Here is a 15,291-nt window from a genome sequence, read left to right on the forward strand (position 1 = left end):
TTCGCGATGGTTTTCGTAGTGTATAAAATGTTGAAAAAGATGCAACTAAATCCCGGCAGGTCATACCACGATTTTACGCTATTTTGCGGGCATTCGCCCAAATAACGCAAATAGTTTTATCTTGCGGTTAAACCATGTACATTCCGCCATTGACGTGCAGGGTCTCACCAGAGATGTAACCCGCCTCGTCAGAGGCTAAAAATGCAACAGCACTGGCGATTTCTTTTGCGTCGCCTAAACGACCCGCTGGAACTTCCGCCAGTATACCCGCACGCTGGTCTTCCGACAGCGCACGCGTCATGTCCGTTTCAATAAAGCCCGGAGCAACAACGTTTACAGTAATACCTCGTGACGCAACTTCACGTGCCAGAGATTTACTGAAACCGATCAGACCCGCTTTCGCCGCAGCGTAGTTAGCCTGACCAGCATTTCCCATGGTACCAACCACAGAACCAATAGTGATAATACGACCATGACGCTTTTTCATCATAGCGCGCATTACCGCTTTTGACAGACGGAAAACTGATGACAGATTGGTTTCGATGATATCGTTCCATTCGTCATCTTTCATGCGCATTAACAGGTTATCACGAGTGATACCGGCATTATTAACCAGAATGTCGACTTCGCCAAATTCTGCGCGAATATTTCCTAAAACAGCTTCGATAGAAGCTGGATCGGTGACATTCAGCATATAACCCTTGCCGTTATCGCCCAGATAATCACTGATCGCCTGCGCACCGCTTTCACTGGTAGCAGTACCGATAACTTTCGCACCACGGGCCACTAAGGTTTCCGCGATTGCGCGGCCAATACCGCGGCTTGCGCCGGTTACCAGCGCAATTTTTCCTTCAAAACTCATGGTTTTCCTCGTCTTATTGCTCGAGCGCTGCTGACATCGCTACCGGCTCGTTAATGGCCGATGCAGTCAGTGTGTCAACAATACGTTTTGTTAGGCCAGTCAATACCTTACCTGGCCCTACTTCCAGCAACTGGGCTACACCCTGCGCTGCCATAAATTCTACTGATTTAGTCCACTGTACCGGGCTGTAGAGCTGGCGTACCAGAGCACTACGAATAGCTTCCGCAGAGGTTTCACATTTCACGTCGACGTTGTTCACAACAGGAACAACAGGCGCATTGAAAGTGATATTTTCCAGCGCTATAGCAAGTTTATCAGCCGCGGGTTTCATCAATGCACAGTGAGATGGCACGCTAACGGGCAGTGGCAGAGCGCGTTTTGCACCGGCGGCTTTACAAGCTGCACCAGCACGCTCTACGGCGTCTTTGTTACCCGCAATCACAACCTGGCCTGGTGAGTTAAAGTTCACCGGAGAAACCACTTCGCCTTGGGCTGCTTCTTCACAGGCTTTTGCAATAGACGCATCATCAAGTCCGATGATGGCATACATTGCGCCGGTTCCAGCAGGGACCGCTTCTTGCATCAATTTACCGCGTAACTCAACCAGACGCACTGCATCTGCGAAATCAATGACGCCAGCACAAACCAGAGCGGAGTACTCACCCAGGCTGTGCCCTGCCATCATTGCAGGGGTTTTGCCACCCTTCTGCTCCCAGACACGCCACAATGCGACAGAGGCTGCCAGCAGTGCTGGCTGAGTTTGCCAGGTCTTGTTTAGTTCTTCAGCTGGACCTTGTTGAGTCAGAGCCCACAAATCATAGCCCAGCACATCAGAAGCTTCACGGAAGGTTGCTTCAACAACAGGATTAGCTGCTGCGATTTCTGCCAGCATACCAACTGCTTGCGAACCTTGCCCTGGAAAAACAAAAGCAAATTGAGTCATGGTTAAATCCCTAATAATCAAAAACGAACCAGTGCTGAACCCCAGGTAAAGCCGCCGCCGAAGGCTTCGAGCAATACTAGTTGGCCACGTTTAATCCGCCCGTCGCGTACCGCTTCATCCAGCGCTGCCGGAACAGAAGCCGCTGAGGTATTACCGTGACGATCAAGAGTAACGACTACATTATCGAGTGACATGCCAAGTTTTTTCGCAGTCGCGCTGATAATGCGCAGGTTAGCCTGATGCGGGACCAACCAATCAAGATCGGAACGATCCAGATTATTAGCCTCAAGGGTTTCATCAACAATGTGTGCAAGCTCTGTAACTGCAACTTTAAAGACTTCATTACCGGCCATCGACAGGTGAATCGAATTTTCAGGATTCACGCGATCGACATTCGGTAGCGTCAGCAGTTCACCATAGCTACCATCAGCATGCAGGTGGGTTGAAATGATACCAGGCTCTTCAGAAGCACTCAGTACAACCGCCCCTGCACCATCACCAAAAATAATAATTGTGCCGCGATCGGTAGGATCGCAAGTACGTGCCAGCACGTCAGAACCAATAACCAACGCATGTTTTACTGCGCCGGACTTCACATATTGATCTGCCACGCTTAGTGCGTAGGTAAAACCTGCGCAAGCGGCTGCAACATCAAATGCAGGGCAGCCTTTAATCCCTAACATTGCCTGTACCTGGCAGGCAGCACTTGGGAAAGCGTGAGTTGAAGAAGTTGTGGCAACGATAATCAGCCCAATTTCAGACTTATCGATTTCTGCCATTTCAAGCGCACGCGTAGCCGCAGCAAAAGCCATTGTTGCGACGGTTTCATCTGGTCCAGCAATTCGACGTTCACGAATACCTGTGCGGGTGACAATCCACTCGTCAGAAGTATCCACCATTTTTTCCAGGTCGGCGTTGGTACGCACGTGTTCTGGCAGATAGCTACCAGTACCAATAATCTTCGTATACATGTACGTCAGTCACTCTTGGGTAATACAGATTCCAGGCGGGCAGCAATCCGTGTAGGGACTTGCCGCACCACCGCCTGCACTGCCTGTTCTATCGCGACAACAAACGCTCGCTGATTGGCCGCTCCGTGACTCTTAATCACTGTGCCGCGCAATCCTAACAGACAGGCGCCATTATACTGGTCGGGGTTGAGGTGACTGAATCGCCTTGTCAGGCTTTTTTGTAACCAATGCTTCAATATAATTAGCCACCACGACCTTTTTTTCCCTTCGCCCTGTGATTTCAAAAGCGAGAGGAACATCCTTGCAACCCCTTCCATCGTCTTGAGGGTGACGTTACCGACAAAACCATCGCAGACCAGCACGTCGGTTTTTCCCGTCAACAACTCGTTCGCTTCAAGATAACCAATATAGTTGATAGAAGGCATTGTTTTTAATAAAGCTGAAGCATCGCGAATGCTATCAAGACCTTTAGTCTCTTCTTCACCGATGTTCAGCAATGCGACACGTGGAGAGTTGATGCCGAGAAGTTCCTCAGCCATCACTGATCCCATTATCGCAAATTGCACCAGCATATTACTGTCACAATCCACATTCGCGCCAAGATCCAGCACGACGGTTTTACCTTTTTGCTGATGCGGCAATACCGTCATCAACGCCGGTCGCTCAATCCCTTCAATGGGTTTGAGTAATAATTTCGCCAGGCCCATCAGTGCACCAGTATTTCCTGCACTGACGCAAGCTTCTGCTCGCCCTTCTTTTACTAACTCAAGCGCCACTCGCATCGAGGATCCGCGACTATTTCGGATCGCATGCGAAGGTCTTGCATCACTGGCAATAACCGACTCCGCAGGAACTATCTGCGCACGTGAGCGTTTTTCAAAATCAGCTTTGGCAAGTAATGGCGTGATGGCGTCGGGGTCGCCGACTAATAGAAGGTTTAGCTGAGAGTTAGAGTCCAGTGCCTGCAATGCTGCAGGCACTGTCACGGAAGGACCGAAGTCCCCACCCATGGCATCTAACGCAAGGGTTAGACGTCTCAAGGTATCGCCAATTACTTAGCGATAACCTTGCGACCGCGGTAGAAACCGTCGGCGGTGATGTGGTGACGCAGATGAGTTTCGCCAGAAACTTTGTCCACGGACACTGCTGCTGTGGTCAGCGCGTCATGGGAACGACGCATGCCACGTTTAGAACGGGTTGGTTTATTCTGTTGTACGGCCATGGACCTTACTCCTTAATTACTTATGCTTTAAACTGGCTAATACGGCAAATGGGTTTGGTTTCTCCGCCTCGGAAGGAAGTTTGCCAAAAACCATGTCCGCCTCGGACACTTCACAGTGTTCAGAATCATGCACCGGAACAACTGGCAAGGAGAGGATAATTTCATCTTCAACCAACGCCAGAAGATCGATTTCACCAAATTCGTTGACCTGAACTGGTTCATATCCTTCCGGGAGTGCTTCAGCCTGCTCGTCTTTGACGATCGGGCTAAAACAATACTGTGTGTAAACCTGATGGGCAAATGGCTTTCCGCAACGCTGACACGCCAATGTTACCGAAACTTTCGCATCACCAGTAATAACTGCGAGGCGTTGGTTATCGATGGCAAATGACATATCGCATTCCACATCACTGTCTACACTGACTACAAACTCGGCGACACGCTCCACCTGAATAGGGGTGTAAACACCCGTGTAATCAAGGCGTTTTTGAGCCGTACGAACCGGATCGAGAGTCAGGGGTAATTTTACTTTTTGCATAGGGCGCGCATATTAACTTTGTAACGTCATAGAGTCAAAGAAAAAGCCTGTAAACAGTGCCTTTTCTACTTATTCGCACACATTGCGGTGGCATAGTTTAAAATGCCTTTTCTCGGATCGCTATCATTAATGAAAAAAATATGACGCAAATTGTTCTGGCCTCAACTTCGCCATACCGTCGAGAGCTGCTTGAAAAGCTCGGCATGCCCTTTATCACCGCGGCTCCACTGGTCGATGAAACGCCAATTCCCAGAGAGGATGCCCGCCAGCTCGTCATGCGACTGGCACAAGCCAAAGCACAGGCATTGAGCAAGGAATATCCAAATCATTTGATTATTGGCTCGGATCAGGTCTGCGTATTAGATGCAAAGATCGTCGGCAAGCCGCACACAGAAGAGAAAGCATTCGAACAATTGCTGATTGCGAGCAACAGTATTGTTACTTTTTATACCGGCCTTGCACTTTATAATTCTTCCGTGGGCAATTTACAGGTGATTTGCGAACCCTTTGATGTGCATTTTCGTCATCTGAGTGAGCAAGAAATCCGCAATTACGTGCATAAAGAGCAACCTTTACAGTGCGCGGGAAGCTTTAAAAGTGAGGGTTTGGGGATCACATTATTCGAACGCTTGTCTGGAAAAGATCCGAATACGTTAGTAGGACTACCGCTGATTAGCTTGTGCGAAATGCTGCGTAATGAAGGGTGTAGCCCATTACTGATGTGAAAAAAGGGTGGAAAAGCGACAGCTTGATCCACCCTTCTTTATTTCGTCAACCGCAATGCTTAGCAAGTAGACAACAAACTAGCGTGCGTTACGCAACACATTAAGGCAACGTTTTAGCTTCTCATCCAGCGGTGCTTCAACTCGCATAATTTCACCGGTGCCTGGATGGGTAAAGCGCAAGGCCGCAGCGTGCAAGAACAAGCGATTCAGCCCCGTTCCTGCGAGTTGCTTATCAAACTCACGATCGCCATAACGATCGTCAAACGCAATCGGGTGGCCTGCATGCAGCGTATGCACACGAATCTGGTGAGTACGCCCGGTAATCGGGCTACAACGCACAAGAGTGGCAAATTCGTAACGTTCTTCCACTTTAAAACGCGTCTCTGAAGGTTTCCCCTCGCTATTTACGCGCACAATGCGCTCACCGCTTTGCAAAATATTCTTAAGCAACGGAGCCTGCACTGCTTTCACATGCGATTGCCATTGGCCACGAACAAGCGCCAGGTAGTCCTTCTGCATTCCTTTTTCACGCAATTGCTCGTGTAACGAACGTAATGCAGAACGTTTCTTCGCAACCAGCAAAATCCCGGAAGTATCACGGTCCAAACGGTGAACCAGTTCAAGGAAACGCGCTTCAGGGCGTAACGCACGTAAACCTTCAATCACACCAAAGCTTAAACCGGAGCCGCCGTGAACGGCTGTACCCGATGGCTTATTTAGCACCAGAATGTGGTCGTCTTCATAGAGAATCGCATCAGTCAATGCCGCCACTTTTTGCAGATGCGGGGAAACCGCCTCTTCTTCACGTTCAGCAACGCGAACTGGTGGGATACGAATTTCGTCACCATCCTGAATTTTATATTCAGGCTTGATGCGTTTTTTATTCACGCGCACTTCGCCTTTACGCAAAATGCGATAAATCATACTTTTCGGTACGCCTTTTAAGCGCGCGAGCAAAAAGTTATCGATACGCTGCCCGGCTTCGTCGGACGAAATGGCAACGATTTGTACTGAAGGAGTCTGAGTTTTCATGGTCGGCGATTCTAAATAGCGTGCGCGCATAGCGCCACTCATTTTTATGTGCTTAACTGAGAAATTGCCTGGTTTTAAGTCGCCTGACTCTCCTTTTTCAAATTTCTGCGACGCACAGCGAAAAAGTGAGTTAAAAAACTGTAAGAAACGAGGCATCAAAGGCAAAAGTCATCTTGCTATAATAAGGTTAGCAATGGAATAATGTTGCGGTTTTCCGTGTTGATACTTGTTAGAACAAGGAATTTTGCGGAATTACCAGTTTTGCCTGAATGTTCATCCACGCAGCAATGGCGTAAGACGTATTGTACTTTCAGGCAGTTAGCGGGCTGCGGGTTGCAGCCTGACCGGTAAAATGGAATCAACTCTTAAGATATTTTCTAAGGTTATTCCCACGATAATTGCGCTGTATTTCCGTATGAAATACAGGCTACCGACACTTTGCGCCTCTCAGCAAGCGACAACCGTGAGGTTGGCGACTTAATGCGTTTAGTCACGAGGCCATCGGTTCACTCCCGGTCAGCGTCACCATGCCCGTAGCTCTGTCACCAATGTAAGAATAATGAGTAAGTTACGATGAAAAGAATGCTAATAAACGCGACTCAGCAAGAAGAGTTGCGTGTCGCCCTTGTAGATGGGCAGCGCCTGTACGATCTGGATATTGAAAGTCCTGGACACGAACAGAAAAAAGCCAACATCTATAAAGGCAAAATCACCCGTATTGAACCTAGTCTGGAAGCGGCATTTGTAGATTACGGCGCGGAACGTCATGGTTTCCTTCCCCTTAAAGAAATTGCCCGCGAATATTTCCCGTCGAATTATTCATCACATGGTCGTCCAAACATTAAAGATGTTTTGCGCGAAGGCCAGGAAGTGATTGTCCAGATTGATAAAGAAGAACGTGGTAATAAAGGCGCAGCCTTAACCACCTTTATTAGCCTGGCAGGTAGTTATTTGGTACTGATGCCTAACAACCCGCGCGCTGGTGGTATTTCACGCCGCATTGAAGGTGACGATCGTACCGAACTGAAAGAAGCACTGTCTTCTCTTGAACTGCCAGATGGCATGGGTCTGATTGTACGTACGGCTGGCGTGGGTAAATCCGCCGAAGCACTGCAGTGGGACTTAAGTTTCCGTCTGAAGCATTGGGAAGCCATTCAGAAAGCGGCAGAAAATCGCCCGGCTCCATTCCTTATCCATCAGGAAAGCAACGTTATCGTCCGTGCTTTCCGTGATTATCTGCGTCAGGATATCGGTGAAATTCTTATCGATAACCCGAAAGTGCTCGAACTGGCTCGCCAGCATATCGGTGCTTTGGGTCGTCCTGATTTCAGCAGCAAAATTAAGCTCTACACCGGTGAAATCCCGCTGTTTAGCCACTATCAAATTGAATCGCAGATTGAATCCGCTTTCCAGCGTGAAGTTCGCCTGCCTTCCGGCGGTTCGATTGTTATCGACTCCACCGAAGCATTAACCGCAATCGACATTAACTCCGCGCGCGCAACTCGTGGTGGTGATATCGAAGAAACGGCATTCAATACCAACCTTGAAGCAGCTGATGAAATCGCACGCCAACTGCGCTTGCGTGACCTCGGTGGCCTGATTGTTATCGACTTCATCGACATGACGCCTGTGCGCCACCAGCGTGCGGTAGAAAACCGTCTGCGCGAAGCGGTACGCCAGGACCGTGCTCGTATCCAGATTAGCCATATTTCACGCTTTGGCCTGCTGGAAATGTCCCGTCAGCGCCTCTCCCCTTCTCTGGGCGAGTCCAGCCACCATGTCTGCCCGCGTTGTAGCGGAACAGGTACGGTACGTGACAACGAATCCATGGCACTCTCCATTCTGCGTCTGATTGAAGAAGAAGCGCTGAAAGAGAATACCCAGGAAGTTCACGCGATTGTTCCTGTACCAATTGCCTCTTACTTGCTGAACGAAAAACGTGATGCGGTAAGCGCGATTGAAACCCGTCAGGGTGGTGTGAAAGCTATCATCGTTCCTAACGATCAGATGGAAACTCCACACTATTCCGTATTGCGCGTACGTAAAGGCGAAGAAAGCAAAACTCTGAGCTACATGCTGCCGAAGCGGTATGAAGAAGAGATGGCTGTGACGTCTGAAGAAGAGTACGCAGAGCGTAAACGCCCTGAGCAACCTGCACTGGCAACCTTCGTGATGCCTGACGAGCCGCCAGCTCCGCCTGAGTCAGCTCCTGCAGCAACCGCGGTGCAAACTCCAGTTACTAAACCAGTAGATGCGAAAGTAGCAACAACTGAGCAGCCTGGCTTGCTTAGCCGCTTCTTCGGTGCGTTGAAAAACCTGTTCGCAGGTGAACCTACGACTGAAAGCAAAGAAGTTCAGGAAGCAAAACCTGCTGAGAGTGAAGGCCAACGTCAAAATCAGGATCGCCGTAATAACCGTCGCCAGAATAACCGTCGTGACCGTAACGATCGTGGCGATCGCAATAACCGCGATCGTGATAATCGTGGTGAAGGGCGTGGCGAAAACCGCAGCGAAAATCGTGACAACCGTGAGCCGCGTGAAAACCGCGACCGCGACGATAACCGCCGTAACCGCCGTCAGGGTCAGCAGCAAAATACTGAAGTGCGTGAAAACCGCCCGAACGTTGTTGTTGAAGAAGCTGAGAAGCCTAAAGTACGTGACGAGCAGCAGCCACGTCGTGAGCGCAACCGTCGTCGTAGCGATGACAAGCGTCAGGCACAACAAGAAGTTAAAGTTCTGCAACGTGATGAAGTGGTTGAAGTTGAAGCTGAGACCGAGCAGGAAGAACGCGTCCAGGTTATGCCTCGTCGTAAACAGCGTCAGCTGAGCCAGAAAGTTCGCTTTGAATCAGCTCAAGATTCTGCTGTTGAAGTTGTGGCAACGCCTGAAATCGCTGAAACAGTTGCAGCACCAGCTACCCACACTGAACTGGCAACTATTCCGTTACCAGCCGTTATCGAGAAGCCAGTTGTTGAGCAAGAAGACAACAACGATTCACGTAACGACTCTAATGGTATGCCGCGCCGTTCTCGCCGCTCTCCACGTCATTTACGTGTTAGTGGTCAGCGTCGTCGTCGCTATCGTGATGAGCGTTACCCTGCACAGTCGCCAATGCCGTTGACCGTAGCATGTGCATCTCCTGAACTGGCCTCTGGTAAAGCCTGGATTAGTTATCCGGTTGCCCGTTCGCAAGAAGAGTCGCAGTACGACCACGTTGAGCAAACTCCTGCGTTTGTTCCTCATGAGCAAGAGCCTGTAGCTGTGTATACCGAGCAACGTGTTGTTCAGGAAGTATTGGCAGCGCAACCAGTTGTTGAGACTGCACATGTTGAAACGACACACCCGGAAGTGATTGCTACGCCAGTCAGCGAGCAGCCACATCTGATTGCTTCTGAAGATGACGTTGTCGCTGAACAAGTGATTGACGAAGTTGCACCTGCACAAGATGAAGTAGTAAATGTAGAAACTCATCCGCAGCAGGTCGCTGAAGTTGCACAGGAAGCGCCGGTTGTTGTTGCAGAAACTGTGCCAATGGCTCCGGTTGAAGAAACAAAACCAGTCGAAGTGGTTGAAGTGCAAACTCCGGTTACTCAAGAAGCAGCTGTTCCAGAAACTGCCGCTGAAATTGTACCAGAAGTAAAAGCAGCGCCTGTACAAGTAGCCGTAGTCGCTCACGTCGTTAAGCATGCGACTGCACCGATGACTCGTGCTCCAGCACCGGAATATGCTCCAGAATCACCACGTCAAAGTGATTGGGTACGCCCAACTTATGACTTTAGTGGTCGCGGTTCTGCCGGTGGTAGCAGTGCAACTCACCAGGCAGCAGCACCAGCAACACGCCCGCAAAGCAATGACTAATCGCTAAGCGTTGCTAAAAAGCCGACCAGTTTCCTGGTCGGCTTTTTTATTTATGCGTGTGCTGTCATGTGGCAACCCTAATCCTACCTACAAAAACAATTTGTCTATTCATAGGGAAATTGCCAGCGATAACGTCCCCCTTACCCTCTATTTTCAGGCAAAAAAAAGCCCACTCTGGGGTGCAGAAGTGGGCATATAAAGCGTGCCCAGTTTCATGGCACACCCAAAATGGTAAAACTTATTTGTTTAGCTGGAACAAGGACATCCCCTGCATATCGCTGAACGCTTTATATGAAGCCTGAAGGGCTGCCTGTTGCATCACATAGGAAGAGATTGCTGAGTTCCAGTCAACATCCACCAAATCACTCATTTGCTGAGCCTGACCCAACGCGCGATCGCTACCTAACTCATCAAGCTTATCCAACTCGTTCAGTTGCGTACCGAGTTCAGCACGCACAGTCAGCACGTTATTGAGGGAGTTTCTCAACCCGCGGTTGGTTTTATCAATAGCCGCGCCCAAGTCAGCCCTCTGAGTGTCATCCAGGCCTTCTGTCGGTGTTCTCAGCGTCGCAATAGCTGAGTCAAGCATATTGAAAAGACTCTTCTCAGACGTACCGGTACCCGGTTCAGGCACCGCATTACTGGTCAGTGACTCGAAAATCTGTGAGCCCAAATGCCCTACGGTCATGGTACGCGATGCGTCTACAGACTGAGTTACCGATGTACTACCACCGGTATAAGTGATGCTGTTGGCCCCACCGCTAAACGGTGCCGAATCCGTTTTGTAACCCGCAAAAATATAGCGCCCGTTGCCATCCGTACTGTTGGCAAGGTTCAATATCTGATTGCGAATACCTTCCAGATCGGTCGCCAGTGATGCACGGTCATCATCGCTTAACGTACCGTTACCGGCGTTAACGATTCTTTCTTGTGCTGACTGGATGGCTGTTGTCACCTGCCCTAACACGTTTTCTTCCAGCGAAATCTTTTGAGTCGCAAAGGTACGCGCCAACGCATACTGGCTGTTTTGTGCCTGAGCCTGAGACAACACTACAGCCTGCGATGCAGCAATCGGATCGTCAGAAGGTTTAGTAACACGCTTACCGGTCGACATCTGCTCGCCATAACGCAACCATTCACTTTGCGAGTTGGTTATGCCGCGCATGTTCTGTTGGTACATCATTGCGGTACTGATACGCATACGCCAGATTCCTTAATTAACGAATGGACAGTAACGCATCAAACAGAGTTGATGCCGTCTGTAGTACCTGGGCATTAGCCAGATAATATTGTTGGAAACGCTGCAAGTTACCGTACTCTTCGTCGAGATTGACTCCCGAGATAGACTGCTGTTGGTTACTCAACTGCGTAACCACGTTATTTTGCGTTGTGCTGGTGACTTTCAGGGTGCTGGTCTTGTTACCAACATCGCTCACAAGGCTTGCATATGCATCGTTAAACGATTTGTTGCCGTTAACGAGTTTGCCGCTTTGCAAGTCTAGCATTGCCTGGGCATTACGGTTGTCGCTTGCGCCACCGCTGGTATTGCCAGTGCCACCATTAGGGTCACCCGCCAGGGCCAGCTTACTTTCGTCGGTAATCAGCACGCCCATGTTCACAACAGCGTCAGAAACAGGTTTAACTATGAAGCTGTCATTTTTGCTCGGCGCCGTACCGCTAATATCAAGTTTCAGGCCATCGAAGCTCATGCTTTTACCATCAGTGGAGAGCGTGGCTTTGAATTGCTTATTATCCGCCAGGCGTGTGACTTGCCAATCCTTACCGTCATAGGTCACTTTATAGTCGCTTGCCTGCACTTCCGAACTGTTCGTCATGCTTACTTTAAGCGAGGTATCTTTAGCGACATTGTTGGCGTTCCCCCAGGCTGTCGGCCCGCCGATTGAAAAGAAATCACCGCCAGCCTCCGGCGGGTCACCAGCATCAACCCCTTTGCCATGTTGCTGATTTATCGAATCGGCAAATGTCAGAGCCAACTGCCCCAAGCGGTTGCGAGCGCTATCCAGATCCTGAGAACGGAAGGTCAACATGCCGCCCAGCGTGCCGCTGCTCAGCTGGTTTTCCGGAATTTCCTTAGTGCCTGAAACAGGGTCAACATACGCAACTGTGGTACGTGAAGGGTCAGCGCTGGAAGCCACTGCCGCCAGTTTATTGGCTTTATCACCCTGTACCAGGGACAAACCATTCGCGATGGAGACGTTATATGTACCACCATCCTGAACACTGACTTCAACACCGACAATCTGGTTTAACTCGCTAACCAACTGGTCGCGTTGATCGAGCAGATCGTTCGGTGCTGCACCTGCCCCCACACCCGTCAGGCGCGAAATCTGGTTATTCAGATTGGCGATCTGGCTGGCGTAATTGTTGATTTGCTCCACGCTACTCTGGATTGCGGTATTCACCTGCTTATCCTGGTCGCGTAGATACTGATCGGTCACCTTAAACTGGTTAACCAAGCCGTTGGCATTTCCAAGCAATGCCTGGCGTGCCGCCGGATCTTCGGAGTTACTAACCAGAGTCTGCAAGCCGCTAAAGAAGCTCTGCATGGTTGTAGCGAGGGTATTTGTAGTGCCAGACAGAATATTGTCAATTTTAGACATCTGCTGGTACTGAGTATTCAGACCACTGCTTTGCGTTTGTGCCGCACGCAGTTGGTTAGTGATGAACGCATCATATTCACGTTGCACACCGCTGACCTGTACGCCATTACCAATCCAGCCACCTGCACCAAACGTACTTTGCGACTGCGACAACACGGTAGTCTGGCGGGTATAGCCTGTGACGTTATAGTTAGAAATGTTGTTACTGACAGTATTCAGTGCCGCCTGGGCAGCACCCAGGCCACTCATGGCACTGTTAATCAGGCTACTGGACATGAAATTTCCTTAGCGCGTTAATCACGATTCCTGTTGGTAAGTATCGGCAGCGTCTGGCAACACTTGAGGTGTTAGCTCTAAATAATTCGAGTTGCAGGAAGGCGGCAAGGGAGCAAATCCCCAGGAGCTTACATAAAGTAAGTGACTGGGGTTTGTGAGTGCAGCCAACGCACCTGCGGCTCGAAGTATGATGAGCTTCAGAATAAATTGGATAAGTCATTGCTATAAGCTTTCGCCACTTTCTCACCCATCGCCTTCATCTGCTGAATCATACCCGTCAGCTTGCGGGCATAGTTCGGATCGGTTGCGTAACCGGCATTTTGCAATGCCTGTGCACCCTGTTCTGCGGTATTGGCATTAGTGACTGCAGCGTATCGCGGGTTACGCGTCAGCAAGCCTACGTAATCAGAAAGTGCTTCGAGGTAAGAGCTATACACGCGGAACTTAGCTTTTACCTTTTTGGCTTCACCATTTTCATACTCCGTAGTGGTGATTTCCGTCGTCGGGCCTTTCCAACTTCCTGACGCCTTCACGCCAAACAAGTTAAAACTTGGTTCACCTTTTTCAGTGAGGATTTGCCGCTGGCCCCATCCTGACTCCAGCGCAGCTTGCGCCAGAATCAAGTGATGAGGAATACCGCTCTGTTCACTGGCAAGCCTTGCTGGTAACGAAAGCTGAGCCAGGAAGTCTTTGCTATCCCCGGTTAGCGGCTCTTCGTTAGAAGGCGCTTTCGGTATGGCCTGGCGCACCATTTGCGTTAACGCCTGGTTCTGGAAACTGGTCACAGTTTGTAGATCAAACTTCATCGGCACTTTGCCAGCATCTTCCGATGGGTCGGCATTGCCGCCCATTTGCTCCACCATCATATCGGCCAGACCAAGCCCTTTGGAGCTTAGCTGCTGCGCAATTTGCTGGTCATAGATGCTGGTGTACATGCGTGTCTGCTCGCTGCTAAACAAGCCATCTTTTGGCAGCGCCTCACGCATGCTTTTCAGCATCATTTGCACGAACATCCCCTCCACCTGGCGGGCAACCGATTTCATGTTGCCCTTTGGATCTTGCCCGGTTTTCGCTTTTAGCTCGTTAAGAGAGTTAGCATCCCATGCAGCATTCGCCAGTGACTGGGTATCGTTAAGCATCAGATGATTTCCACTTTGGCACGCAGACATCCGGCGGTTTGCATCGATTGCAGAATCGACATCAACTCCATTGGTGAAGCGCCCAGCGTATTCAGTGCACGAACCACATTATTTAGATTGGCGCTGGCGTTAACCCGTTGCAGCGCACCGCCGTTCTGACGCAAATCGATTTGGGTTTGCGGCGTGACCACTGTTTGACCGCCACCAAAAGGTGTATCCGGCTGGCTTACCTGCGCTGAGCGGTTAACCGTCACAGACAAGTTACCCTGCGCCACTGCACAAGTGTCCAGTGTCACTTCCTGGTTCATTACCACCGAGCCGGTACGTGAGTTGATAATCACTTTCGCGTCCTGCGCAGGCATGTTGACTTCAAGGTTCTGAATATCAGCCAACAAACGAACTTGCGAACTGTTACCGCTTGGTACACGGATCTGAATAGTGCGCGCATCTAAAGCTGAAGCACTGCCAAAACCACGTGAGCGGTTGATGGTGTCCGTTATCTGCTGCGCAAGAGTGAAATCATCGTTGTTGAGTTGCAGGCTAATCATATTCCCGGTGCCAAAAGTGCCCGGTAATTCACGTTCGATAACCGCACCGTTAGTAATACGACCGCCGTTAAGCTGGTTAACCTGAACGCTGCTACCGCCCGCCGAAGCCCCGGCGCCGCCAACCAGAATGTTACCCTGCGCGAGCGCATAAACCTGGTTATCAACACCTTTCATCGGCGTCATCAGCAAAGTGCCGCCACGCAGGCTTTTAGCGTTACCCATGGATGAAACCACTACATCAATATTCTGCCCGGAGCGTGCGAATGCCGGGTATTTTGCCGTCACCATGACCGCAGCGACGTTTTTAAGCTGCATGTTGGTCCCTGCAGGAACAGTGATCCCCAACTGCGAAAGCATGTTGTTGAGTGTCTGGGTAGTGAAAGGTGTTTGTGTGGTTTGGTCGCCTGTGCCATCGAGCCCGACCACCAGACCGTAACCAATCAGGGAGTTTTCACGCACGCCCTGAACCGTTGTCAGGTCGCGGATACGGTCAGCTTGCGCAAAGGTTGCCACCAGCATCAGTAATCCGAATAAATATTTGGTCATGAGTTTCCTC

General features: G+C 50.1%; 13 protein-coding genes. 2 read left to right on the plus strand and 11 right to left on the minus strand.

Going from position 1 to position 15,291, the window contains the following annotated elements:
- Positions 1 to 127 precede the first annotated feature (127 nt).
- The 6 genes from fabG to yceD are packed head-to-tail and all read right to left on the minus strand — an operon-like array spanning position 128 to position 4,536.
- Entirely contained in the window at positions 128 to 862 is a 735-nt protein-coding gene (gene fabG, locus EDF88_RS05330; protein WP_064517911.1) for a 3-oxoacyl-ACP reductase FabG, read from the minus strand.
- A gap of 13 nt (positions 863 to 875) precedes the next feature.
- Positions 876 to 1,805, minus strand: coding sequence for an ACP S-malonyltransferase (fabD, locus tag EDF88_RS05335; RefSeq protein WP_134183452.1), 930 nt, complete (start codon positions 1,803 to 1,805; stop codon positions 876 to 878).
- A gap of 17 nt (positions 1,806 to 1,822) precedes the next feature.
- A complete protein-coding gene (locus tag EDF88_RS05340; RefSeq protein ID WP_064517907.1) occupies positions 1,823 to 2,776 on the minus strand; it encodes a beta-ketoacyl-ACP synthase III in 954 nt (317 codons plus the stop codon).
- A 5-nt stretch (positions 2,777 to 2,781) separates the two neighbouring features.
- Positions 2,782 to 3,816, minus strand: coding sequence for a phosphate acyltransferase PlsX (gene plsX, locus EDF88_RS05345; protein WP_134183454.1), 1,035 nt, complete (start codon positions 3,814 to 3,816; stop codon positions 2,782 to 2,784).
- Between the two features lie 11 nt (positions 3,817 to 3,827).
- On the minus strand, positions 3,828 to 3,998 hold the full coding sequence (rpmF, locus tag EDF88_RS05350; protein ID WP_034456167.1) for a 50S ribosomal protein L32: 171 nt from the start codon (positions 3,996 to 3,998) through the stop codon (positions 3,828 to 3,830).
- A gap of 16 nt (positions 3,999 to 4,014) precedes the next feature.
- Positions 4,015 to 4,536, minus strand: a complete 522-nt coding sequence (yceD, locus tag EDF88_RS05355; protein ID WP_064517903.1) for a 23S rRNA accumulation protein YceD — start codon at positions 4,534 to 4,536, stop codon at positions 4,015 to 4,017.
- 140 nt (positions 4,537 to 4,676) lie between these two features.
- On the opposite strand from yceD, the gene EDF88_RS05360 reads away from it, so the two are divergent.
- Positions 4,677 to 5,261, plus strand: coding sequence for a nucleoside triphosphate pyrophosphatase (locus EDF88_RS05360; protein WP_134183456.1), 585 nt, complete (start codon positions 4,677 to 4,679; stop codon positions 5,259 to 5,261).
- A gap of 78 nt (positions 5,262 to 5,339) precedes the next feature.
- On the opposite strand, the gene rluC is transcribed toward EDF88_RS05360, so the two are convergent.
- Positions 5,340 to 6,293, minus strand: a complete 954-nt coding sequence (rluC, locus tag EDF88_RS05365; RefSeq protein WP_166671951.1) for a 23S rRNA pseudouridine(955/2504/2580) synthase RluC — start codon at positions 6,291 to 6,293, stop codon at positions 5,340 to 5,342.
- Positions 6,294 to 6,866: 573 nt separating this feature from the next.
- Here rluC and rne point away from each other — a divergent pair.
- Positions 6,867 to 10,151: a ribonuclease E gene (gene rne, locus EDF88_RS05375; protein ID WP_134183458.1), complete on the plus strand. Its 3,285-nt coding sequence runs from the start codon at positions 6,867 to 6,869 to the stop codon at positions 10,149 to 10,151.
- 238 nt (positions 10,152 to 10,389) lie between these two features.
- Here the strand turns inward: rne and flgL are convergent, their stop codons facing one another.
- The 4 genes from flgL to EDF88_RS05395 form a co-directional block, all read right to left on the minus strand.
- Positions 10,390 to 11,352, minus strand: coding sequence for a flagellar hook-associated protein FlgL (gene flgL / locus EDF88_RS05380; protein ID WP_064517897.1), 963 nt, complete (start codon positions 11,350 to 11,352; stop codon positions 10,390 to 10,392).
- Between the two features lie 16 nt (positions 11,353 to 11,368).
- The gene (gene flgK, locus EDF88_RS05385) at positions 11,369 to 13,048 is read right to left on the minus strand and encodes a flagellar hook-associated protein FlgK (protein WP_064517895.1); all 1,680 of its coding nucleotides are present in this window, start codon (positions 13,046 to 13,048) and stop codon (positions 11,369 to 11,371) included.
- Positions 13,049 to 13,245: 197 nt separating this feature from the next.
- Positions 13,246 to 14,187: a flagellar assembly peptidoglycan hydrolase FlgJ gene (gene flgJ / locus EDF88_RS05390; RefSeq protein WP_064517893.1), complete on the minus strand. Its 942-nt coding sequence runs from the start codon at positions 14,185 to 14,187 to the stop codon at positions 13,246 to 13,248.
- A complete protein-coding gene (locus EDF88_RS05395; RefSeq protein WP_064517891.1) occupies positions 14,187 to 15,281 on the minus strand; it encodes a flagellar basal body P-ring protein FlgI in 1,095 nt (364 codons plus the stop codon). The genes flgJ and EDF88_RS05395 overlap by 1 nt, the downstream gene beginning before the upstream one ends.
- Positions 15,282 to 15,291 lie beyond the last annotated feature (10 nt).

This window comes from Buttiauxella sp. BIGb0552, from assembly GCF_004366275.1.
Classification (GTDB): Bacteria; Pseudomonadota; Gammaproteobacteria; order Enterobacterales; family Enterobacteriaceae; genus Buttiauxella; species Buttiauxella gaviniae.

Excerpts from the sequence above, each read along its gene's own strand:
- yceD (WP_064517903.1), bottom strand. The coding sequence starts at position 4,536 with ATGCAAAAAGTAAAATTACCCCTGACTCTCGATCCGGTTCGTACGGCT.
- EDF88_RS05395 (WP_064517891.1), bottom strand. The coding sequence starts at position 15,281 with ATGACCAAATATTTATTCGGATTACTGATGCTGGTGGCAACCTTTGCG.
- rne (WP_134183458.1), top strand. The coding sequence starts at position 6,867 with ATGAAAAGAATGCTAATAAACGCGACTCAGCAAGAAGAGTTGCGTGTC.
- EDF88_RS05360 (WP_134183456.1), top strand. The coding sequence starts at position 4,677 with ATGACGCAAATTGTTCTGGCCTCAACTTCGCCATACCGTCGAGAGCTG.
- rpmF (WP_034456167.1), bottom strand. The coding sequence starts at position 3,998 with ATGGCCGTACAACAGAATAAACCAACCCGTTCTAAACGTGGCATGCGT.
- rluC (WP_166671951.1), bottom strand. The coding sequence starts at position 6,293 with ATGAAAACTCAGACTCCTTCAGTACAAATCGTTGCCATTTCGTCCGAC.
- flgL (WP_064517897.1), bottom strand. The coding sequence starts at position 11,352 with ATGCGTATCAGTACCGCAATGATGTACCAACAGAACATGCGCGGCATA.
- flgK (WP_064517895.1), bottom strand. The coding sequence starts at position 13,048 with ATGTCCAGTAGCCTGATTAACAGTGCCATGAGTGGCCTGGGTGCTGCC.
- EDF88_RS05340 (WP_064517907.1), bottom strand. The coding sequence starts at position 2,776 with ATGTATACGAAGATTATTGGTACTGGTAGCTATCTGCCAGAACACGTG.
- flgJ (WP_064517893.1), bottom strand. The coding sequence starts at position 14,187 with ATGCTTAACGATACCCAGTCACTGGCGAATGCTGCATGGGATGCTAAC.
- fabG (WP_064517911.1), bottom strand. The coding sequence starts at position 862 with ATGAGTTTTGAAGGAAAAATTGCGCTGGTAACCGGCGCAAGCCGCGGT.
- fabD (WP_134183452.1), bottom strand. The coding sequence starts at position 1,805 with ATGACTCAATTTGCTTTTGTTTTTCCAGGGCAAGGTTCGCAAGCAGTT.